Annotated in this window: 19 protein-coding genes and 1 pseudogene; 7 read left to right on the forward strand and 13 right to left on the reverse strand. The window is 67.8% G+C overall.

Translation table 11 applies throughout. The features are described 5' to 3' along the window. Nucleotides 1-70: 70 nt before the first annotated feature. The 3 genes from IPN47_18335 to IPN47_18345 all read left to right on the forward strand — a co-directional run bounded on the left by IPN47_18335 (nucleotide 71) and on the right by IPN47_18345 (nucleotide 3,625). Nucleotides 71-1,180, forward strand: coding sequence for a histidine kinase (locus IPN47_18335; GenBank protein MBK9409962.1), 1,110 nt, complete (start codon nucleotides 71-73; stop codon nucleotides 1,178-1,180). After that, nucleotides 1,170-2,009: a response regulator transcription factor gene (locus tag IPN47_18340; protein MBK9409963.1), complete on the forward strand. Its 840-nt coding sequence runs from the start codon at nucleotides 1,170-1,172 to the stop codon at nucleotides 2,007-2,009. The genes IPN47_18335 and IPN47_18340 overlap by 11 nt, the downstream gene beginning before the upstream one ends. A 146-nt stretch (nucleotides 2,010-2,155) precedes the next feature. Next, complete coding sequence (locus tag IPN47_18345; GenBank protein MBK9409964.1) at nucleotides 2,156-3,625, forward strand: MBL fold metallo-hydrolase; 1,470 nt, start codon at nucleotides 2,156-2,158, stop codon at nucleotides 3,623-3,625. A 15-nt stretch (nucleotides 3,626-3,640) separates the two neighbouring features. Here the strand turns inward: IPN47_18345 and IPN47_18350 are convergent, their stop codons facing one another. The 6 genes from IPN47_18350 to IPN47_18375 all read right to left on the reverse strand — a co-directional run bounded on the left by IPN47_18350 (nucleotide 3,641) and on the right by IPN47_18375 (nucleotide 8,218). After that, entirely contained in the window at nucleotides 3,641-3,880 is a 240-nt protein-coding gene (locus IPN47_18350; protein ID MBK9409965.1) for a hypothetical protein, read from the reverse strand. A gap of 227 nt (nucleotides 3,881-4,107) precedes the next feature. Continuing rightward, the gene (locus IPN47_18355) at nucleotides 4,108-4,743 is read right to left on the reverse strand and encodes a hypothetical protein (protein MBK9409966.1); all 636 of its coding nucleotides are present in this window, start codon (nucleotides 4,741-4,743) and stop codon (nucleotides 4,108-4,110) included. A gap of 467 nt (nucleotides 4,744-5,210) precedes the next feature. Then, complete coding sequence (locus IPN47_18360; protein ID MBK9409967.1) at nucleotides 5,211-5,837, reverse strand: MOSC domain-containing protein; 627 nt, start codon at nucleotides 5,835-5,837, stop codon at nucleotides 5,211-5,213. Nucleotides 5,838-5,880: 43 nt separating this feature from the next. Continuing rightward, nucleotides 5,881-6,306 carry a nuclear transport factor 2 family protein gene (locus IPN47_18365; GenBank protein ID MBK9409968.1) on the reverse strand — a complete coding sequence of 142 codons (426 nt, stop codon included), beginning with the start codon at nucleotides 6,304-6,306 and terminating at the stop codon, nucleotides 5,881-5,883. Continuing rightward, nucleotides 6,303-7,190 (reverse strand): class I SAM-dependent methyltransferase, encoded by an 888-nt coding sequence (locus IPN47_18370; protein MBK9409969.1) that lies wholly within the window; start codon nucleotides 7,188-7,190, stop codon nucleotides 6,303-6,305. Before IPN47_18370 ends, IPN47_18365 begins: the two co-directional genes overlap by 4 nt. Nucleotides 7,191-7,198: 8 nt before the next feature. Continuing rightward, complete coding sequence (locus tag IPN47_18375) at nucleotides 7,199-8,218, reverse strand: MBL fold metallo-hydrolase (GenBank protein MBK9409970.1); 1,020 nt, start codon at nucleotides 8,216-8,218, stop codon at nucleotides 7,199-7,201. A 213-nt stretch (nucleotides 8,219-8,431) separates the two neighbouring features. Between IPN47_18375 and IPN47_18380 the strand changes: the two genes are divergently transcribed. Continuing rightward, complete coding sequence (locus tag IPN47_18380; protein MBK9409971.1) at nucleotides 8,432-10,054, forward strand: sigma 54-interacting transcriptional regulator; 1,623 nt, start codon at nucleotides 8,432-8,434, stop codon at nucleotides 10,052-10,054. Between the two features lie 164 nt (nucleotides 10,055-10,218). Here the strand turns inward: IPN47_18380 and IPN47_18385 are convergent, their stop codons facing one another. The 7 genes from IPN47_18385 to kynU form a co-directional block, all read right to left on the reverse strand. Next, complete coding sequence (locus tag IPN47_18385; GenBank protein MBK9409972.1) at nucleotides 10,219-10,548, reverse strand: BrnA antitoxin family protein; 330 nt, start codon at nucleotides 10,546-10,548, stop codon at nucleotides 10,219-10,221. Next, on the reverse strand, nucleotides 10,490-10,891 hold the full coding sequence (locus tag IPN47_18390; protein MBK9409973.1) for a BrnT family toxin: 402 nt from the start codon (nucleotides 10,889-10,891) through the stop codon (nucleotides 10,490-10,492). Before IPN47_18390 ends, IPN47_18385 begins: the two co-directional genes overlap by 59 nt. A 339-nt stretch (nucleotides 10,892-11,230) precedes the next feature. Next, on the reverse strand, nucleotides 11,231-11,737 hold the full coding sequence (locus tag IPN47_18395) for a hypothetical protein (protein MBK9409974.1): 507 nt from the start codon (nucleotides 11,735-11,737) through the stop codon (nucleotides 11,231-11,233). 449 nt (nucleotides 11,738-12,186) lie between these two features. Beyond that, nucleotides 12,187-14,115, reverse strand: a complete 1,929-nt coding sequence (locus tag IPN47_18400; protein MBK9409975.1) for a DUF3604 domain-containing protein — start codon at nucleotides 14,113-14,115, stop codon at nucleotides 12,187-12,189. A gap of 155 nt (nucleotides 14,116-14,270) precedes the next feature. Further along, nucleotides 14,271-14,561, reverse strand: a complete 291-nt coding sequence (locus tag IPN47_18405; GenBank protein ID MBK9409976.1) for a hypothetical protein — start codon at nucleotides 14,559-14,561, stop codon at nucleotides 14,271-14,273. Between the two features lie 869 nt (nucleotides 14,562-15,430). Next, complete coding sequence (kynA, locus tag IPN47_18410; GenBank protein MBK9409977.1) at nucleotides 15,431-16,276, reverse strand: tryptophan 2,3-dioxygenase; 846 nt, start codon at nucleotides 16,274-16,276, stop codon at nucleotides 15,431-15,433. A gap of 104 nt (nucleotides 16,277-16,380) precedes the next feature. After that, nucleotides 16,381-17,655 (reverse strand): kynureninase, encoded by a 1,275-nt coding sequence (gene kynU, locus IPN47_18415; protein MBK9409978.1) that lies wholly within the window; start codon nucleotides 17,653-17,655, stop codon nucleotides 16,381-16,383. A gap of 319 nt (nucleotides 17,656-17,974) precedes the next feature. Here kynU and IPN47_18420 point away from each other — a divergent pair, with 319 nt between their 5' ends. From IPN47_18420 to IPN47_18430, 3 genes and pseudogenes are all read left to right on the forward strand, one after another. Beyond that, complete coding sequence (locus tag IPN47_18420) at nucleotides 17,975-19,036, forward strand: LLM class flavin-dependent oxidoreductase (protein ID MBK9409979.1); 1,062 nt, start codon at nucleotides 17,975-17,977, stop codon at nucleotides 19,034-19,036. A gap of 181 nt (nucleotides 19,037-19,217) precedes the next feature. Further along, nucleotides 19,218-20,545, forward strand: a pseudogene (locus IPN47_18425) (aminotransferase class III-fold pyridoxal phosphate-dependent enzyme). A 45-nt stretch (nucleotides 20,546-20,590) separates the two neighbouring features. Next, the gene (locus IPN47_18430) at nucleotides 20,591-21,811 is read left to right on the forward strand and encodes an MFS transporter (GenBank protein MBK9409980.1); all 1,221 of its coding nucleotides are present in this window, start codon (nucleotides 20,591-20,593) and stop codon (nucleotides 21,809-21,811) included. Nucleotides 21,812-21,816 lie beyond the last annotated feature (5 nt).

The following is a 21,816-nucleotide window of genomic DNA, read 5'->3' on the forward strand; positions in this document are numbered from 1 at the left end:
ACCCCCGTCTGCGAAGAGGGCGTATCCTTCAGGGCCGACACCTGTGAGTGCTCACATCGTACGTCTCCCCATGACCTCGTCACGGACTCCCCTGATTCGTGTCTTGGGCACCGGCATGGGCGTCTGGGCAACGGTGCTCGTCCTCCATGTCGCGGCCGCCTACAGCGACATGCTGCGCCGCGGTGCGCCGGTGACGCTCCGCGAACTCCTGGGCGCATACCTCGTCGCGTACCTGCCATGGGTCGCGTACACCACCGTGCTGTACGGCGCGATGGATCGTCGACGCGCCGTGCTCAGCGAGCGCCGGTTCGTGGCGCAATGGTACGTCGCCAGTCTCGTCTTCTACCTCGTCCCCGAGGTCGCGTGGCAGGTCGCGGCGGCGACCCTGCGCAATGCGCCCGACCCCCTCTCGGCCTTTCTCCCCGCCTTTCGTCGGTGGCCGGCCGAGCTGTGGCTCCTGGACCTGGCGCTGATGACCGGGAGCTTTGTGGCGATCTACGCGCTCGTGGCCATGCGCGAGGCGCGCGCGCTACGTGAGCGCCAGCGTGCCGACGAGGCCGAGCGCCTGACCCTGCGATTGGAACTCGAGCAGCAACGCTTGCGAGGCATCCGCGCCCAGCTCGAGCCGCATTTCCTGTTTAACGCGCTGAGTGCCATCGCCGGATTGGTCCGCAACAACGACCAACGCGTGGCCATCGACGCCATCGGCCAGCTCAGCGCGCAACTCCGGCATGCCATCACCGCCAGCCAGAAGGACTGGAGCACCATCGGCGAGGAGCTGCAGTTCGTCCGTGGATACGTCGCCTTGCAGGCGCTGCGCTATCCCGAACGGCTCCGCGTCACCGTTGACGCGCCTGCCGCGGCGGAATCCTTCCCCTGTCCGCCCCTGCTCCTGCAGCCGCTGGTCGAAAACGCCATCCGCCACGACCTCGAATGTCATCAGGACATCTCGACGATCGACGTCGCGGTGACACCGGGACCCGCCGGCACGACGATCACGGTACGCAACTCCATGCATCCCGGTTCGCCGGCCAATCCCGGGCTCGGGCTCGGCCTCCGCGGGACACGGGATCGTCTGGCCCTGCTGTACGGTGAGGCCGCGCGCGTCGAGGCCGGGCCCGCTGACGCACACTTCGTGGTAACGATCTTCCTGCCATTGGTTGCGAAGCATGACTCCTGACAAGATCCAGGTGCTCATCGTGGACGACGAGCCGCTGGCGCGCACGAACCTGCGGCACGCCCTCGCGGCGTTTCCGCAGTGTCACGTCGTCGCCGAGTGTGCCGGCGTTGCCGAGGCCCGAGCCTACCTCGGCGCTGCGGGCAGCGGCGCGAACTCGGGGACCGGACGAGCCTTGGAGGCGAGCGACGCCGCGGTGGCCGTCGTCTTCCTGGACATTCGCATGCCATCGGAGAGTGGCTTGGTGCTGGCGCGCGAACTCGTCACACGTGCCGAGCCTCCGATCATCGTCTTCGTGACGGCCCATGGAGATTTTGCCATCGAGGCGTTCGAGATTCACGCACTCGACTACCTGCTCAAGCCGGTGGAGGACGCACGGCTCGCCCAGGCCGTGGCCCGCATCGAAGAGATGCTGCAACTGCGCCAACGTGCCGCCTACGCCACCGCCGTTCGTGACTACCTGACCGAAGCCGGCGATTCGGCCTCCAGCCAGCCGCCCCAGTACCTGGCCAGGCTCAGCGTTCGCTCCGTTGGACAGATCGAATCCATCGCCGTGGACGACGTCCGATGGTTCGGTGCGTCGGGCAACTATGTGGAGCTGCACCTCGGCAAGCGGGTCGTGCTGCATCGCGTGTCCATCGGTGCGCTCGAGCGACGCCTCGATCCCGGCATCTTCCTGAGGGTCCATCGCAGCACCATCGTGCGACGGTCCGACATGGGCGTGCTGCGCGTCACCGGCGATGGCACCTATCTCTTGCAGCTGCGCTCCGGTGGGCAGGTCAGCGTGAGCGAGCGGTATGTCGACGCCGTTCGTGCCGCGATGGGCGAGTAGGTCGCGCGCATCCGCATCGGGAAGGTCCCGGAGCGCCGTCGAGCGCTGGGGTACCCGAACCGCCGCGGCGGAGCTTCGTCACTCGGTGACTCCGCGCCGCAGGATGATCGGCTACCCTGCATGCTCCTCCCATCGGTCTTGCCCTCGTGCGTATCCACCGACTCGCCCGCGCGCTCTGCACGTCGTCACTGCTGCTTGCAGCTGCTACCGTAGCTGGCGCGCAAAGCCCCGCATCGCCGGCGCCACCGGCGCAGATCCATGTGGCCACCGGTGACGCGCGCTCCTATTTCTCGAACGCATGGTGGATCGAATCCGCGCAGGGACTGGTCCTGATCGACGCCTTGTGCCTTCGCAGCGACGTCGACCGGCTCATCGCGGCGCTTCGTGCCACCGGCAAGCCGCTTGCAGCCGTCGTCATCACTCATCCGCACGCCGATCACTTCGGCGGCCTGCGGCAATTGAAGGCGGCGTTTCCGCGCGCCCCGATCATCGCGACCCGACCCACCGCCGACGCCATGCAGGGCGTCCATGACCAGGCGCTCCAGCCCGGCGGCTGGCTCGACGCGTTAGGCGCCGAGTACGAGCGGCGGCTCCAGCGGCCCGACTCGCTGGTCCCGTCGGGCAGCACGGTGCAGCTGGCCGGGCTCACCGTCACCCTGCGAGACTACGGGCCGGCGGAGGCAGAGAACAACACCGTCGTGTTCGTCCGCGAGCTGAATGCCCTGTTCACGGGTGACCTCACCGTGGCTGGTGGAGCGTACTACATCGGGGAGCAGCACTCGCGGCTCGCCATGGTCGCCCTGTCCCAGCTGCTCGTCGACTTCCCTGGCCCGGTCACCGCCTACTCCGGGCATTTCGCCCCCATGCCGTTGGCGCCCGTGGTGCACGACAACATCGAGCAGCTACGCTTCTTTCGCCTCGCGGCCGCAGCAGAATTCGCCGACTCCTCGGCGCGTAGTCCGTCGGGAGCGCTCACCCCCGTCGCGATGCGACGCCTGACGCGCACCTACGCGGGCTTCCTGCGCGATCGGAACGCGTACGGCATGGGGCCTGTAGCCATCGCCCAGATGAATGCCGGCGGTATTGTCGCCGAGATGCAGTCCGCGGCACCGGTTCGCGTGCCACCCATCCACGAACAGGTGCGCGCCGGGTTGCGGCCATTGCGCTTCCTGCTCGGTAGGTGGATGGGCACCCAGCTCCCCGCCGACACTTCGCGACCGTCCACCCGTCCCGCCCTCGAACTCACCTCTGAATTCGTCCCCGTGCTTGGCGGCGCGGCCGTTGAGGGTCGCATGACGGCACCTGGCTATCGCTTTGTCCTCACCCTGTCGTATGACGTCGCCCAGCAGCGGTACCGTGTGGGTGCGCTCGACGATGTCTCCGGCCTGCTCGACATCTTCGAGGGCGCACTGCTCGGCGATGGTGCCCTGGTGGTCGACAACGTGCGCGCCGGCACCTACTACGTGAATCCAAGCGGCGCACGCGTTCATTCGCGCCTCACGTTCACCCCTACCACCGGCGACCTCTTCCATCTGGTGGTCGAGGAATCCATCGATGGTGGACGGACGTGGGCTGTCACGACGCGCTACGAGGCGACGAAGCGGCTCGTCCCGTGACGTCGACCTGCGCTTTCATGGCGGCGACGGCGGCACCGGTTTCACTGCCCACGCCGGTGCTTCAGAGACCGCCGGGGCATCGGGTATCTGGAAGCCCTGACTCTTCGTCTGGGTCAGGCGAACGATGTCGGAGTGAAGCTCCGCCAACGTGAGGGATTGTCGCTGCAGCAGTTCGATCAGCGCCGAGGCAAAGGGGTTGCCGCCACCCTCACCCGCGTCGAGCGTCGGTCTCCCGGACTGCGACGCGTAGAACACGAGAGGTGTTGACGGTCCCTTCTCGATTGTGGGCATAGTGTCGCCTCGAACCTCGTCGCGGAGTCTGAGTCGTGCCGGCACGTTCATCGGGCGGCGTGGCCTTGACCGGGGAGGTCCGCCCTACGTTACGCATCAGTTGCAGCCGCATGAACTCAAGCGAGCGCAGCGAGCAGACGACAGTGCGGCTGTCTGCTGCACCCGGTGTTTAGTGTTCCCGCCGGGCCGGGTTAGGGGGCGCGCGGGACGCGCACGAGTGCCCACGCGACCGAGGTATCGCGCGCGGCGAGCGACGCAACCAACAGAGCAAGGCCCTCCCCGGGAGGCTGGCCCTGGGTCGCGCGGAGCGCCGCCTCGAGGTATTCGGGCGCTAGGCCGGGTGCGAGGCGCAGCAGCGCGCCGCGATAGTCGGAGGGCGCCAGCGCGACGTCGAGGATCGGTCCCACGGACTCACTCCCGGCGAACCCGCAGCGGCCGGTGGTCGACGACACAACACCGCGGGCGGCGGCGCAGCCGAGGCCCGCCTCGGGTACGTCGGGCACACTGCCGACGGTCGTGCCGGTCGGCACCTCCAGACGCCCCAAGCGGCGCGGAAAACGGACGGTCTGTCGGCCGCCTGAGCGCAGCGGCAACGCGGTCGGCGACGTCAGGGGATACCACCCACGATCGGCGTGGTAGCCGAGCGGCACAAGTACCGCGGGTTGGGCAAGGCTGACGGCCAGCGTGACGGCGCTCGACTGCAGGGCAGCCGTCACCGGCAGTGTGCTGCTAGGAGAGACGAGCGCGGGAGTCTGCGCCCGGCCGCGCGTGGCCCCCACGCCCGCGAGGATGAACACCAACACGCCCGCCACGTCGATTCGCCGCACCGTACACCTCCTCAGGGGATCCGCCCAACGCTGGCTTCTGCAGCGGGCGCTCCAATACGATGCGCGCGGCGCGCGCTTCCGACAACGCCCGTCTGCAGCAAGCACCGTTAGGCCCGCGCCACGCGGACGTTGCGTCGAAACAGCCCGTCGCGCTCGAGGCGCCGCCCGTGATCCTCCCCGCGCCACGGCTCGCGCCGACCGAGGCCACCCGCCGGTGGGCGGCGCTCCTCCAACAGATCTTCGCGATCGACCCGCTCGCGTGTCCCACCGGCCACGGCGCGATGCGCATCGTTCCATTATCACCCAAGCGTCGGTGATCGACCAGATCCCCACGCACTTCCGCACCCGCGCGGCGCACGCAACCCACGCCGGCGAGGTCGACGATCGGGCCGTATGCTCCACGATTCGTCAACCGACCCCGATCGAAATTCCTATCCCGCACTGACTGCTCGTTCACCTGGCTGAGTTCAGGCCTGCAGCCGGCTTTTTGTCCTCACCAGGCGAACCGCATCTCCGACCCTGATGAGGCCAGGCCGGGTCACTTCGGCGTTGAGCGCCAGGCGGCCCCCGAACCGGCGGCCGATGTCACGAAGCACCTCCGGGTCCCGTTCCAACGTGTCCGGGTCCACCGTGGTCATGGGACATCGGCCGCGGAGCGAGTCGAGCCGCACGACGGCTGTCCCGATGTGGAGTTCCGCGCCTTCCCAGGTCACCTCGTCCATGCCGTCCACCCCGCCGATCAGGATATTCGGCCGGAGCCGGCGGATGTCGCGGCCAAAGCTCGCCACTGCACCATCGGTCGCGACCAACAGCGGCAGGATGTCGAACCGCTCAACCCCGTCGTACGCTTCCAGCCACGCATCGGAGCCGGCAGCGGCCTTCACCGCCCGCAGGACCGCCGGATCCTGCCACGGCAGGTCATTCACCAACGGCTGTCCATCCTCCCCCAACGTCGCCTTGAGACCAAGCAATCGGTGCTGTCGCCGAGAGGTACGCACCCCCTCGGGCCCGCGCACGTGCACGATCCGGTCTCCCGGAATGCCGTCCCGGGTGAGCTGAGCCTCCCGGAGCGGTTCGCCCGCGAGGCTCTTCACGGGATAGCGCCAGAGTCCTGCGACCCGGAGTGTCATGGTCGCCTCACACCCGCGCGGCGAGAAAGAGACGCCGTTGGCCTTCGGCGATCTCCTCGTCGTTGATGCTGGCATACCGGCGCGCCATGAGGCCTTCGTCGTTGAACTCCCACATCTCGTTGCCGTACGAGCGGTACCACTGCCCCGCACTGTCGTGCCACTCGTATTCGAACCGCACCGCGATGCGATCGTCTCCGAAGGCCCAGAGTTCCTTCTTGAGACGGTAGTCATTCTCCTTGTCCCACTTCCGTTTCAGGAACGCACGGATGGCGGGGCGCCCGGAGAAGAACTCGGCGCGATTGCGCCACTCGGAGTCTTCGCTGTACGCCAGCGCCACCCGGTCCGGGTCGCGGCTGTTCCAGGCATCTTCGGCGGCCTGCACCTTGGCCAGTGCGCTCTCCCGCGTAAACGGCGGGCGTATCGGGTTGCTCATGTCTGCTCCCGTGAATTGGGGTCGATGTCGAAAGGGATCTGACCGGCCGCCTCGGTTCGCCGAGTGGCGACGACCAGACCATGGGTCAGGGTGGGCGCAGCCGACTGACCGGCGAGGATCTGCCGGATCAGCCACCCGGAGTGCGCCAGGTACTCGGCGGTCCAGCCGGCGCAGTCCCCGTGATACTGCACATGATCCTCCCACATGATGTCGCCGTCGGGCACCTCCTCGACCTGGTCGATCTCGAGCAAGTCGTTCGCTGCGAAGTGACGGCCCCACCATGCGGGCGAGTGGTACTTGTGATACTCGGCGTTACAGCCGTCGGTCGTGGTGAAGGGAGGCGGGAGGACCTCCACCTCCTCACGGAAGCACCCTTGAGCGATCCCGATCCGGCCGCCCGGCTTGAGCAGCGAAACCAGGTAGCGGAGCAGCCAGGGCGAGGTGCCGAAGCAGTGAAATGCCTGCAGCGAGAAGATCGCGTCGAGACTGCCCGGCTCGATCGGTACTCCGCGCGAGATGTCGCCCTGAAGCGCGGTAATGCGCTCGCCCACGCCGGCCCGCACCGCCCGCCTGTGGCGCTCGGCGGCGCCGATCCACAGGTCCACCGAGACCACGTGAGCTCGGTGGCGCGAGGCCAGATAGACGGATGACTGCCCCCGGCCGCAGCCGAGGTCCAGCACCCGGCTGTTAGGCGTGAGCTGGAGGGCGGTGGCGAGCCGCTCGGCCAGCAGGAGCCCGCCCGGCGCCATCCAGTTCCCGTGGTCGTAGATGTCGTCCCTGGACAGCCGCTGCAGCAGTGGATGGCACCTGGCGTCGAGGCGCCGACAGGATGCGCGGACTTCCGCTGTGCCGATGGGGGCTGCCCAGTTCCGGGGGCTGGTCATTGGGACGGTCAGACGGCGACGTTGGCCGCTTCGCCCGGCTTGAGCACGCGCAGGGCGGAGGTCAGTCCGGCCTTCTCGAACTCCCGGGCGATGAACCAACTCCCCTGGCTGAAGTGCCTCCAGCCCTCGAAGTGCGCCGGGTAGACTTCCTTCAGCCCAAGCGTCTGGGCCAGCCGGACCCCCTCGGCCGAACTCATCGTCAGGAAGTTGTCGCCCACCGCAGGGACGTTGGCAGCGCCGAGGTGCAGGATGGCCGCATTCACCTTGTACCGCCGGGCGATTTCGTTCATCTCGTCGATCCACACCGTGTCGCCCGAGATGTAGAAGGTCTCCGCAGCGGCTCCCTGCCACTCGAGCATGAAGCCGGTCACCTCGCCGACCGCCTCGCGGAGCGCCGGGTTGCTCGTGTGCACCGCCGGCATCGCGGTGATTTTGAGGCGTTCACCAGCAGCGTTGGTGATTTCGGTCGATGCCCAGGTGGCGAGTCCCTTCACCTTCTTGCCGGGCAGCTTCATCTCGGCGCTGGCGGGGGTGGTGATCGTGGTACCGACCCGAGCCAGGAGGCGGCGCCCCTCGTTGTCGAGGTTGTCGAGGTGCTGGGCGTGGCTGAGCAACACCGCGTCCACAGGGCCAATCCGATCGACGGGGATCGGTGGGGCCATGACCTTGGTGAGGAGGTGGCCGGGGCCCTCGTTGCGTTCGGTGCCCTGGGGGTCGAAGCCGGGATCGGTGACCAGCCGGAAGCGGCCGATCTCGATCAGGAAGGTCGGCCCGCCGAGGTAGGTGACCCGCGGCTGCATGCTGAGGTTGGTCGGCTTGACCGTCAGACGGTCCAGCGCGTCGAGCTCCGGCGTGCCGGTCTCGGCCGCCATCGCTTCGGGACGGGGGGATGCGGACAGCGATCCTGCGGCGCCAACGGCCGCGAGGGCACCGACGATCGCACCGATCGCGCCGCGGCGACTCGGTTGGCCGGCCTCCGGCTGATGTGGCTTGGCATCGGTGTTCGGATTTGCTGGCTGGTCGGACATTGGCCTTTCTCCTGGTCAGTGACTCGGTTGGTTTCGGAACGCACCGGGGACGCAAGCCACTAGAGTCAATTGACGTGCCAACGACCAAGAATCGCCCAAGCTGATGTCTTACATTGGGTTAGGTGAGTTGGACCGCCGCGCCGGCGTTCACGAAAACTCGTTGTGACCACGAGATCACGTTGACAGACCACGAGATATCGTGGAAATTGGCGAATGGAATCTGCCCTCGACGAGCCGGAGCTCATTCATCAGCCCAAGCTGTTGCTCCTCCAGATGGCCAAGCTGCAAAGCAGCGCGGAGCTCCTGGACCTGGCGGTCACCCGGCTGGCTGAGTCGCGTCGCGTCGCGCTCGCCCGGATCTGGTTGATCCAGCCGGGCGACATCTGCGCGTCGTGTCGAATGCGACCCGAGTGCCCGGACCAGCGTCGGTGCCTGCACCTCGTGGCGAGCGCTGGGCACTCGGCGACGGATCCCGGCGTCACCTTTGACGGTCTGCAGGGGGCGTTTCGCCGCTTTCCGCTTGGGGTCCGCAAGGTCGGGCGGATCGCCGCGACGGGAGAGGCGATCGAAGTCTCGGACCTGGCCGTGCAGCCTGACTGGATCGTGGAGCCGCAGTGGATCCGGGCGGAGGGGATCCAGGGCTTTTCCGGGCAGCCGCTGGTGTCACGCGGCGAGGTGCTCGGCGTCCTCGCCGTCTTCAGCCGCGACCCGATCGGCGAGCGCAACATCCAGTGGCTGAGGATGATCGCGGATCATGCCGCCACCGCGCTGGCCAACGCGCGTGCGTGGGAAGAGGTCACGGCGCTGCGGCGTCAGCTGGCAATGGAGAACGAGTACCTGCGGGAGGAGGTCCACGCCGCCGAGTCGTTCGGGGACATGGTGGGTCAGAGCGTGGCGCTCGATGCCATCAAGGGCCAGATCGCGATGGTGGCGTCCACGGACGCCACCGTGTTGATCCAGGGGGAGAGTGGTACCGGCAAGGAGCTGATCGCCCGCGAGCTGCACCAGCGCAGCGGCCGCGCCTCCCGGCCGTTGATCAAGGTCAACTGCGCCGCCATTCCACGAGAGCTGTTCGACAGCGAGTTCTTCGGCCACGTGCGCGGCAGCTTCAGCGGCGCGGTGCGGGACCGGGTCGGGCGCTTCGAATTGGCGGACGGTGGGACGCTATTCCTCGACGAGATCGGCGAGGTCCCGCTCGACCTGCAGAGCAAGCTGCTCCGGGTGTTGCAGGAAGGAGAAGTACAGCGGGTGGGAGAGGAGCGCGCCCGCAAGGTCAATGTCCGGGTCATCGCGGCGACCAACCGCGACCTAAAGCATGAAAGCCTTACTGGCCGGTTCCGGAGCGACCTGTTCTATCGGCTTAGTGTGTTTCCGGTCACGCTGCCGCCTCTCCGCCATCGCAAGGAGGACATCCCGCTCCTCGCCGAGCACTTCCTCGGCCAACTGACCCGGCGGCTGGGGCGGACGGTGCGGCGACTCACGGTCGGCAACATGCAGCAGCTCAAGCGCTACGACTGGCCGGGCAACGTCCGGGAGCTCCAGCATGTGCTGGAGCGGGCGATCATCACATCGACGGACGGTCGTCTCGTCTTCGAGCTGGAGGAGCCCGCGTCTGGCCGTCCGGACGCGCCGAGTACGGCGGCTGAGGCGCCCGCTCCGATCCTCACCGCGACACAGCTCCGGGCGTTGGAGGCCGACAACCTGCGGCGAGCGCTGCGAGAGGCGCGGGGTCGGATCTACGGGGCGGGAGGGGCGGCGGCGCTGGTCGGCCTCAAGCCGACCACATTTGCCTCGCGGATGAAGAGTCTCGGCGTGACGGCGGAGCCGCGGGCGTAGGCTAGCCCGGGAGCTACGTCATCCGCACGGCCGTCAGCTTGAACGCCTCGCTGTACTTCCGAGTCTTCCGCGGTCCCGCGCGTGCCATGGGACACGTCCGAGTTCAGTTCGGTGGAGGTGTCAACCGAAGTGGAGCAGGTTCCGCTGCCTGGTGCAACCGATCGTTATACCGCTCGCTTGCGTCGGGTCGGCGGCGCGGCGTCCTTGACTTGGTCCACGTAGCTTCGCAGCACGGCATTGATCCGCGTCTGGTATCGCGGGCCCGTCGCACGAAAGTACGCGATCAGATCACTATCGAGCCGGATGGAGATCGCTTCTTTGGCCACCGGCGTCACGATGCGAGCCCCCTGCCAGAAGTTGTCCGGGAGATCCCGGAGTTCGGCCGGTGACGTGCGGGCGATCTCCGCTTCCGCGATGCGCCGCAGGCGCGCCAGATCAGCGCGGCCTTGCGTCGGGGTCGTCTTGCGCGCGGATGGCTTCGAGGCTTTCGGCATAACGGCGGCGCTCCTTGCGACTGCTGATGCGGGCACTGATCACGCGGCGGACCAGCCCGCCGTCGGCGATGAGGCGATCGGGGAAGACGACGGTGAGCGGAAGGCCATCGGCGACTCCGAGGGCGATCACGCGATGCTCGCCGTAATCCCGCCGCGTGTCATCGCACTCGACATAGGTGCCAGCGAAGACGAGTACGGCGAAGTCGAAGCCGCGTCGCGCGACGTTCTCCGCGTTCTTGGCTGGATCCGAGTCGAACGTCACCGGGGGAAGTGACAAGTGTATATACAAGGCGTCAAGTCGACTACGGCGGCATAACGCCGGCTTCTGCAGCGGGCGCTCCATTACAGGGCGCGCGCAGCGCGCTTCCGAAAACGCCCGTCCGCAGCAAGCCTCCTTAGGCGGGCGCATCGCGGACGTTGCGTCGAAACGGCCCGCCGCGCAACAGAACGGAGACAGGCGGCGCGGTCGGTGGGGGTATGCTCGGCGCTCCTCGGTCCCGGAGCGCGCATGCCCGACGCGGCATCGGCGGTGTATGGCGTTTACAGGCCGCGACGCCCCCAGGCGTCGGTGATCGACCCGATCCTCGCCCACCGCCGCGCTCGCGCCGTCTGCTCGACCAATCGTCCACGGCCCTCGATTGAAATGCCTATCCGGCTGCTCTATCGCAAGGAGTAGCGTTGCTCAGCGCGGTTTGGGGGTATCGCCGAGGATCGTCGGCCACTTGGCGTCGGCCTTCACGATGTAGCCGGGGATATCCTTGAGCCACGCCTTCTGCACGCTCGGGTTCTTGTTGAGATAGAGCTTGCCGTTCTCCACGCGCCAGGCGCTCGGATCGATGTCGTACTTGCCGCCGCCGCTCACGCCCAGCGCACAGTAGCCCCCGTACTGCGGGATGTAGCGCGCCGGGGGCTTGAGAAAGGCGTCACGGTGCGCGGCGGAGGCAAAGCGGTACGTGGCGCCCTCGTGCATGGCCTGGAAGGCCGGCAGTCCCAGTGTAGGGCGCTGGTCGGTGAAGTACGAGACGGGATCGTAGCCGTGCAGCGCGATGCCGTTCTCGTCCACGTTGCTGGCGAACGGGCTCACGCGCGCTTCCGCGGCTCGCGCCGTGGTCTGCGCCTGCGCGGCGACGGCGGGCACGGTAGTGGCCAGTGCCATGGTGAGCAGCGAACGCGATGCGGCGCGCGTCATGCGCGCCACCCGACCAGAGGAGAGCAGCATCAGAACACCTCACACAATGGGTTGGCGCTCACCCCGATGGCGAGTCGCGAGCCGGTGGTCACCGACGTCGCACCTATCGCCGACCCCCCGAGTCGGTTCCCGACGGCGTAGGATGAGATGCTCAGCCGAGGTCGCGTGCCGGTGGCTGGCGTTCGCTGGCGGGGCAAACGCTGAGTGTCGTCAGCGTCTGTCACAACGACGAACACCGACGACTTGGCGAAGCCTACGATGCGCTCGCCCGCGACGAGCGAGAGTTGACGTCCAACTGACGCTGACGCGCTAGAGGGGACGCGCAACTCTCAGGCCTCGCCGCTCTTTCGTTGCGCGGTCAGATCACCGATGGGCGGTAGACTGTGCATGGCGGGTGACGCCGTCGGCTCGGGTCGATGGCCCCGCAGGGCGGCGCTCGGCTCCCGGCGCTACCGAGGGACGTCGATCCAGATCGGGCTCGACCACGCCATCTCGGCGGTGGAGTGCGAGTACAATCGGCCTGGGTATTCCTCGACCTGCCTCACGCGCAGGTAGTACATCGCCGGTCCGACGACGGTCGTGTCCACGAGGTCGAAGGCGAACGTCTCCCGATCCGGAGTGGCGCTGAAAACCGTCGCGTAGCGCCCCGCGTTGAGACGCACGACCTCCACCAACGCCAGTCGATTCGTCCCTGCGATGCGTCCGGTGAGCCGCGGCGGCGTTGTGGACTGATACTCGCTGCCCATCACGTGTCCGTCGCTCGCGAAGTCCAGATAGATCTGCGTGCCGGTGGTCGCGTAGGTCGCGCGGCCGGTCAGGCTCTGCCAGAGATGCTCACGATCGTTGGAGCGGGCCAGGACGCCGGCGAGTCCGCCCGAGTGGCGCACGTAGACGGACGAGTTGTTTGCACCGGGATGCCCGAGGTGATTGTCGCTCGCGGCGATCACGCCAAGCCGGAGGCCACGCGTCCACGCGTACTGGTATGACCAGCGATTCGCGGCGTCCAACTCGAACAGCTGCGGCTCGTCGTCGGGCTGCACGAGATGACGGCTGTTCCAGAGCGAGTACATCTCGCCGATGCGACGGAAGGCGCGCCCGGCCGAGTCCTGCCAGATGTTGTGATTGCCGAATGGCCAGGAGACGTGCGGAATCGCGAGGACGGGAACGTCCTGCAGCTCCAGTGCGCGCGCCAGCGACGGAAAGTCGGGGAGGCTGTCATGCCCGATCGGTTGCCCCGCTCGGCTCTTGTACATCACGACGTAGTGATTCAGGTCGGGCGTCCATTCGAAGCCGTAGAACGTCGTGAATCGACCGGGAACGTTGAACGCATCGGACACATCCTGCGATGCGCTCCAGGCGGCAGGCGTGAGGAGCGGCGCCGAGTGCTCCGCCGTGCTGGCGAAGTCGAGATGCATGACGTCGCGGGCGTACGTGTACGCGTCCGCTGCGCGCGTGAAGTTCGCGCGATGGTCGCCGGCGAGGTTCAACGCCTTGAAGGTGCCCGTGCCCGTCGTGTTGACGTCGGTGCCCGTGGCGTTCGTGAAGAAGCCCTGGCTCTGCGCCCCCGTGCCCGAGTGAAAGTGCGTGTCGCCGAAGAGGTGCAGCATGGCCGGCGCGCTGTCGCCGACCATCGCGTACTTGAACGCGGTCGCGATCGTGCTGCTCGGCGTCGCCATCACTTTCTGGAAGCCGCGAGTGCGAAAGACCGCATCGGGAATGACGACACGCCCGCGATCGGCGGCGCGAAAGGTGACCGCTGGCGGTATCGCGGCCGCCGAGTCCGTCGATTGCAGCTGCAGCGTGCCCGCGAAGTCCGTGGCGAGGTTACCGTATCGGTCGAGCGCGACGACCGTCAGGGCAAACGGGGCGTCGCGTACGATGTCCGACGGATAGCTGACCGAGACCAGTTCGGCGCGCGCGGGGCGCACCGTGATACGGGGGACGCGTGCCGGCGTCGCCCATGGCTGACTGGCACTGGCGCGCGACTGATAGCGCGCATCGATCTCGCCCGCGATCCCCTGCACCTGCCCCTGATAGCGGATCGACACCGTGGTGCCGGCGGGGATCGCCTCCTCGAAATGCGCCTCGATGATCCCGCGCAGCAGCCCGGCGACCTGCACGCGGATGCGTGCCCTATTCGACGCGGTAGCGGAGACGTAGCCCGGCGCCGTCGCGCTCGCCGTCTGCGGTGCGCTCCAGAGCAGCGTCTCGGTCTCGGCGTACGCGACCGGGATCTCGATGCGAACGCCGCCGCCACGGGCAAAGCCGCGCGCGCCCGCCGTGAAGGTGTAGTGGATGGTGTAGTAGCCGCCCGCATCCACCACGCTCGGCGTCGCGGAGAAGGACGCCACCTGCGCGTGCGCGTGGGAGACAGCCACGGCAGTGAAGAGGCCAGCGAGAATCAGCCGAGAGTGCATGGCGGTGGCGCGGGGGCTGTGGCTCGGGAGCGTGCGAGGCGATGGGCGGCGCGGGTGGAAGGTAGTGCGTTCTGTCACGCCGAGCGCGTCCCACCGAGTGCCGCGCGCTTGCCATCCTACTCGCCAATCGGCGCGCCTGGATCCATGGGCTCGAACAGTGGTTGTATGGCGAGCAGCGCGGCAGTAGAAACGCCCCAGATGGCAACGGACGGCGGAGCCCAACGCGCGCGCTTCACCAGGCCAATGGCCGCTACCACCGCCGATATGCCGATCACCAGCTGCAGCGCCCCGAAGAGCAGCGAGCCGGGTTCCGTGTCGCGGAACTCACCCAGCGCCAGACGAAAGGCACTCTTGCTCAGAAGCAGGAGCGCGGCGGCGAATACGCAGGCGCCAACTGATCGAAGCACCGCTCGTCTCCAATGGCGACAGGGGTATGGTGTTCATACGCGCTGTCGCGGTCACGGTTTCTTGGTGCGCGTCAAGCCGATGGCAATGCGCGGCTTGTACATGAGGGACACCGTGCGTCGGCCGTTGGTTGGCTGGTGCCGGCTCGGTGCTTTCCTTCGCGAGGCAGGCAGAAGCCCTTGTGAACGTTGCGGCGCGGAGACGGCGTCGGTGCTAGGAAGCGCGATGCGACTGGGGTTCGTAGAGGCTGCGGGGTCTGCGCGCCCGTTCGTGCCTCGGACAGTTGCCTAACGTAAGGTGGAGCTGCGAGCGCGCTCCAACCAAAGCGGCGAAGCCGCAACCTTAGAGCGCTCGTCTGCTCCAATCGCAGTTATACACCCGGTTGGTCGCGCGGGGCGTCTCCGCGATCGTCATCGGCCACGAGTTCCGCAAAGCGTACGAGGAGCGCGCGCTCAGCCGGGCCCGCCGCGGAAGACGGATGGAGCTCCAAGCAACCGAGTTCGCGGCGCACTTGTGCGAGGACTTGGGCGGCAGACTCCAAGTCGCGTTGCCCCCTACTGAATGCGAGAATCGTCGAGCGTACTCGTGGATCCAGCATGGAGCCCTATGCGTGAATAACGTGAATTCTGCGGCGCTTGATAGTCAGACCCGCCACCGCAGCGCCGACGCTATCTGACGGCACCAATCACGATACAACAAGCGAAGAGTAGGCGCTACAAGCGCGAAAGGGCTGCGCGCCATAGGGTTGCGCTCGACCACGATCGCGCCGCCATAGCCGATGGTGCGGCGAGGCGGCTGCGTAGTCACACAGGATGGCGGAATCCCCCCTGCACCGCGCTGCGTACCACGCAGCTGCAATCACCGACCGCCGCTACAGGTCCGTCCGCAACTTCCAGATCTCCGGAAAGAGCACCGTATCCAGCATCTTCCGCAGGTACCCCACCCCGCTCGTCCCGCCGGTTCCGCGCTTGAAGCCGATGACGCGCTCCACCGTCGTCACATGCCGGAATCGCCACAGCCGGAACGCATCCTCGAGGTCGGTCAGCTCCTCGCCTAACTGGTACAGATCCCAATGCTGCTTGGGGTCGCGATAGACCACGAGCCACGCCTGCTCCACCTCGTCGCTCGACTGGTAACGCTTGGTCCAGTCGCGCTCCGTGTGACTGGCCGGCACGGGGATCCCGCGCCGCGCCAGCAGCCGCAACGACTCGTCGTACAGCGACGGCGCGCGCCACGCCGCCTCAACCTTCGCGAGGAGGTCAGCGCGATGCGCGTGCGGGCGCAGCATCGCCGCGTTCTTGTTCCCCATCATGAACTCGATGCAGCGATACTGCCAACTCTGGAAGCCGCTCGAATTCGACAGATACGGACGAATCGCCGAGTACTCCGGCGGCGTCATCGTCGCCAGCACGTCCCACGCGTGCACCAGCTGCTCCATAATCTTGCTCACCCGCGCCAGCATCTTGAACGCGCTCCCGAGGTCGTCGCTCGCAATGCAGCGCACGGCCGCCGAGAGCTCGTGCAACATCAGCTTCATCCACAGCTCGCTGGTCTGGTGCTGGATGATGAAGAGCATCTCGTTATGGTCCGGCGACAACGGATGCTGGGCATTGAGCACGGCGTCGATCTGCAGGTAGTCGCCGTACGTCATGTCCTTGCTGAAGTCGAGCTTGGCCCCCTCGGAGACGACGATCATCTCCCCCTCGTCGACCCCCATGCCGTCGTACGCGCTACCGTCGCCCTGCGACGACGCCGGTGCGTCGTTGGTGGCGGAACCGTCCTGGCCCTGCGCGTCGTCGCTTCCGTGATTGAACGGACAGGTCATGTGACCGCTGCCTTGTGGTGGAATCGTGCCTCGCGCCACTCGCCGCTCTCGAGCACCTGCCGCAGGTGCTCCACCGCATCCCACACGTCGACGAAGCGCGTGTACAACGGAGTGAAGCCGAACCGCAGGATGTCCGGCGCCCGGAAGTCGCCGATCACCCCGCGCGCGATGAGCGCCTGCATGATCGCGTAGCCGCCCTCGGTGCGCGCGAACGACACCTGGCTCCCGCGCGCCTCCTCCTCGCGCGGCGTGACGAGCGCCAGCCCGTGCCCGGCACACCGCGCCTCGACGAGCGACAGGAACCACGTCGTCAGCTGCAGCGACTTGGCCCGCAGCGCCACCATGCCACCGAACGGCTCGGCGGCCATCACGGTGTCGAGCCCGCAGTCGAGCGCAGTGAGCGACAGAACCGGCGGCGTGCCACAGGCAAAACGGGCGATGCCGGCCGCCGGGCGATAGTCCGGCGTAAACTCGAACGGCGCCGCGTGGCCGAACCAACCGGAGAGCGGCTGCCAGAGGTTCTCGCGCTCCATCCGGTGGAGATGCCGCCGATGCACCCACAGGAAGGCCGGCGCCCCCGGCCCACCGTTCAGGTACTTGTAGCCGCACCCCACGGCAAAGTCGGCGTCGGCGCCGTTGAGGTCGACCGGCACCGCCCCCGCCGAGTGGGCGAGATCCCAGATGGTGAGCGCGCCGCACGCATGGGCCGCTCGCGTGACGCCCGCCATGTCGTGCATGCGCCCGGTGCGGTAGTTCACGTGCGTCAGCATCAGCACCGCCAACCGCTCGTCCAGGTGCGCTGCGATCTCGTCCGGGTCCACCAGCTGCAAGGTGAAGCTGTGCTGCTGGCACAGGCTCTGGGCGATATACAGGTCGGTCGGGAAATTCGACCGCTCCGACACCACCACTCGGCGCCCTGCATCGCCCGACGCACGCACCAGCGCCATCGCGCTGCTCAGCACCTTGTACAGGTTGGCCGAGGTCGAGTCCCCCACCAGCGTCTCGTCAGCGGCGGCGCCGATGAGGCGGGCGATTTTCGCGGCGACGCGCTGCGGGAGCGTCACCCATCCGGCCGTGTTCCAGCTTCGAATGAGCCCCGTCCCCCATTCCCCCGTCACCGCCTCCTGCACCCGCGCTGCCGTCGCCACCGGGAGGGCGCCGAGCGAGTTGCCGTCGAGGTAGATGACGCCGTCGGGGAGCGTGAACTGCCGCTGCAACGGGGCCAACGGGTCGCGCGCATCGAGGGCGAGGGCCTGCAAACGGTCGTTCATGTCGTAGGGCGCCAGTGGGTCATGGCGTGGGGCGCCAGTGAGGGGCGAGGGGACCGCAGCGGACGGAAATGCGCGCCACGGCGAATTGGGGTCGCCGACGTGGCGTCAGAGTCATCGAGAATCCGGTTCGTCGGCTCTGACGCCAGCTCTGACCCCAGCTCTGACCCCAGCTCTGACCCCAGCTCTGACCCCAATTCGCCAACGCGCCCCCGGAACGTAATCGCATCGCTCGACTTCGTCTCGCTAGAATTCCGCGCTGCAACTCCCCGCACGCCGCCGCTGCACCGCCCCGCCGCCCCCCTCATCGCCCCCGCCGTTCATGTCGAACCCCCTCGAACTCGGCCTCGAAACCTTCGGCGACGTCACCCGCAACGCCGCCGGCCAGCTGGTGGCGCACCCGCAGGTCATCCGCGACGTGATCGACGAAGCGGTCCTCGCCGACCAGGTCGGGGTCGACTTCTTCGGCATCGGCGAGCACCACCGCGACGACTTCGCCGTCTCGTCCCCCGAGATGGTCCTCGCCACCATCGCCGGCCGCACCTCGCGCATCCGCCTGGGCTCCGCCGTCACCGTGCTCAGCTCCGACGACCCGGTGCGCGTCTTCCAGCGCTTCTCCACCCTCGACGCCGCCTCCAACGGCCGGGCCGAGATCATCCTCGGGCGCGGCTCGTTCACCGAGTCGTTCCCGCTCTTCGGCTTCCCGCTCGACCAGTACCAGCTGCTCTTCGAGGAACGACTCGATCTCTTCGCGGCGCTCCTCGAATCGGATCGCACCAGCATGCCCGTGCACTGGCGCGGCAAGACGCGCGCACCGCTCACGGGGCTTCGCGTCTACCCAACCACCGCCGGCGGGACGATCAAGACGTGGATCGGCGTGGGCGGAAGCCCCGAGTCGGTGGTGCGCGCGGCCAAGTATCGTTTGCCGCTCATCCTCGCGATCATCGGTGGCTCGCCGCTCCGCTTCGCGCCGTATGTCGACCTGTATCACCGCGCGCTCGCCGACTTCGGCGTGGCGTCGCTCCCCATCGGCGTGCACTCGCACGGCCACGTCGCCGAGACCGATGCACAGGCGCGCGCCGAGCTCTGGCAGCCGTGGCGCGAGATGCGCGACCGCATCGGCGGCGAGCGCGGGTGGCCCCCGACCAGCCGTGCCGACTTCGAGCGCGAGGCCGAGGAGGGCTCGCTCTACGTCGGCGCCCCCGACACCGTCGCACGCCGCATCGCGTCGACCGTGCAGGCGCTGGGGCTGTCGCGCTTCGACATCAAGTACAGCGCCGGCGCCCTCGCGCACGACATCCTCATGCGCAGCATCGAGCTGTTTGGGCGCGAAGTGATGCCGCGCGTGCGGACGATCCTCGCGGAGGCGCGCACCACCGAGTAGTCGGCGAGCGGGCGCGCTTCGCCAGCTCCTGCCCGTTGTAGTCCCCGCCCCTCCCACTCTGCCCCGAGCCGTCTACGGCACGTCACCGCCGGCGAGACGCGCGACGGGCGTCTTGCTGCATGCTCGCCGGGCGGCAGATTGCACCCGGATCGACGACCGCTCTCTCGCACCAGGCCGCCCGATGTCGAGTACACTCCCTCCAACGCCCGCCGCGCGGTCCCGTTCCGGTGCGCTCTTCGAGGAGGCGCGCGCCGTCCTCCCGTCGGGGTACACGCGACACCTGGCCGTCACCAAGCCGCACCCCACCTACGCCGACTACGGCTCGGGGTGCCGCGTGGTCACGATCGACGGCCAGGTCATGATCGACTACATCAACAACTTCACCGCGATCATCCACGGCCACGGGAAGCGGGAGATCCTGGACACAATCAACACCCAGGCCAGCCGGCTCATGTCGACCATCCTCCCCACCGAGTGGGAAGTGCGGCTGGCGGAGCTGCTGGTCGATCGTATACCCGGGGTGGAGCGGGTGCGGTTTGCCAACAGCGGCACCGAAGCGGTGATGATCGCCATCAAGGCGGCGCGCGCTTACACGCAGCGCACCAAGGTCGCCAAGATGGAAGGCGGCTATCACGGACAGTTCGACCTCATCGAAGCCTCGTTCCAGCCGCGCCCCGACCTGTGGGGGCCGGTGGACCGGCCCACCGTCGTGCCGCATAACGTCGGCACGCCGCAAAGCCTGCTCGACGAACTGATCCTCCTCCCGCTCAACGACATCGAGCGCACGCGCCAGCGCCTGCGCCAGGAAGCCGGCGACCTCGCCGCGGTCATCGTCGATCCGTTCCGCCTCCAACTCGGGATGGTGGAACCACACGCCGACTATCTCGCCATGCTGCGCGAGGAAACGGCGCGACTCGGCATCGTGCTCATCTTCGACGAGGTCGTCTCGCTGCGTCTGGGCTATCACGGCGCCCAGGGTATCCTCGGCATCACCCCCGACCTCACCACGATGGGGAAGATCATCGGCGGGGGACTCCCGATCGGGGCGATTGGTGGAACGGCGGCGCTCATGTCGGTCTTCGAGATCGAGCGCGGGGAGCCGCTGGTGAAGCACAGCGGCACCTTCACCGGCAACCCGCTCTCGCTCGCCACCGGATGTCGCTGCTCACACGCGAGGCCTTCGACGACCTCGAGGCCAAGGGCGCCCGGTTGCGCGACGGGCTCGAACGGGTGCGGCGCGACCTCGGGATCGTGGGGCGCGTAGAGGGGCGCGGGTCGGTCTCGTCGCTGCATCTCTCCGAATTGCAGCCGACGAACTATCGCGAACTGTCGGCGATGATGACGCCCGAATACCAAGCGCGCCTGGCCGCCTACCAGAAGTTGCTCCTGGCAGAAGGGCTGCTCACGATGCGTGCCCTCTTCGTCGGCTCCACGCCCATGACCAACGACGACATCGACCTCACGATCGAGGGGGTGCGGCGCGCACTCACCGCCCTCGCGCGCAGCTGAGATGACCTCCGCTCAGCGCGATTTCCTCCTCGAGTCACCCACCACGTGACCACCGCTCCCGGCGCCATCGCCCCCTCGCCCATCCGATGGCGCATGCCGATCGCGCTCCTCATGGTCTCGGTGGTCAACTGGTTCGACCGATCGGCCATGTCGCTCGCCCTCCCGAAGATCATCGCCGAGCGTGGATGGACGACGGCGGAGATCGGCGCAAACGGCGGGCGACTGATCTCGATGTTCTTCCTGGGCTACGGGCTCGCCAACATCCTGCTCAGTCCCATCGCCGAGCGCTTCGGGCCCCGCAAGGCGCTCATGGTCTCGGTGATCGCCTTCTCCATCGCCACGGCGCTCAACGCACCGTTAGGCACCTCGATCGCTGCCCTGGTGGCGCTTCGATTCCTCCTCGGCGTCTCGGAAGGGATCCACTTCCCGATGGCGGGGGCGATCGTCAGCCGCTGGTTCCCCGCCAACGAGCGGTCGCGGGCCAACGGCATCTACATCTTCGGCATCCAGGGGGCGGTCATCGCGGGCCCGTTCCTCATGGTCCCGCTCATCGATCACTTCGGGTGGCGCAGCATGTTCGTCGCGCTCGGCGCCCTCGGCCTGCTGCTCGCGCTCCCGGCGGTCGTGGGCATCCTGCGCGACGACGGCCCCTACCTCGGCAACGACTCGGCTGCAGGCGCCCCGTCGCCATGGGCGGTCTTCCGCGATCCCAGCTACCTGTTGGTGCTGGCGGCGGGGATACTCGCCAACATCGTGATCTACGGATTGCTCACCTGGCTCCCGACCTACCTCGCCGAGGGGCGGCGCGTCCCGTTCGCCGATCTCGCCGCGAGCGCCTCGGCGCCATTCTGGATGGGGGCAGTGGCAATCCCCATTTGGGCCGTGCTGGGCGACCGGATGAATCGTCGCGCCCTCTTTGCCAGCGTGGGGAGCGGGATCGCGGGGGCGGGCGTCTACTTCGCCGCGCACGCGTCGAGCGTTGGCATCACGGTGGCCATTCTTTCCCTCGCCATGTTCTTCCAGACCGCGTACCAGACGTCGGAGTACGCGCTGGTGCAGCGCATCCTCCCGCCGGCGCGGGTGGGGGCAGCCACTGGGCTGTACAACGGCCTGGCGATCATCGTCGGTGGAGCCGGCGGGACGGCGCTCATTGGCGGGATCGTCGAGGCCACCGGGAGCTACGACAGCGGGCTGATGGTCGTGGTGGCCGCCGGCCTGCTCAACGTGGTGGTGCTCGGACTGCTCGCGCGCCGCATCAACTACTGAACTCC

The organism is Gemmatimonadota bacterium (assembly GCA_016719105.1).
Lineage (GTDB): Bacteria > Gemmatimonadota > Gemmatimonadetes > Gemmatimonadales > Gemmatimonadaceae > SCN-70-22.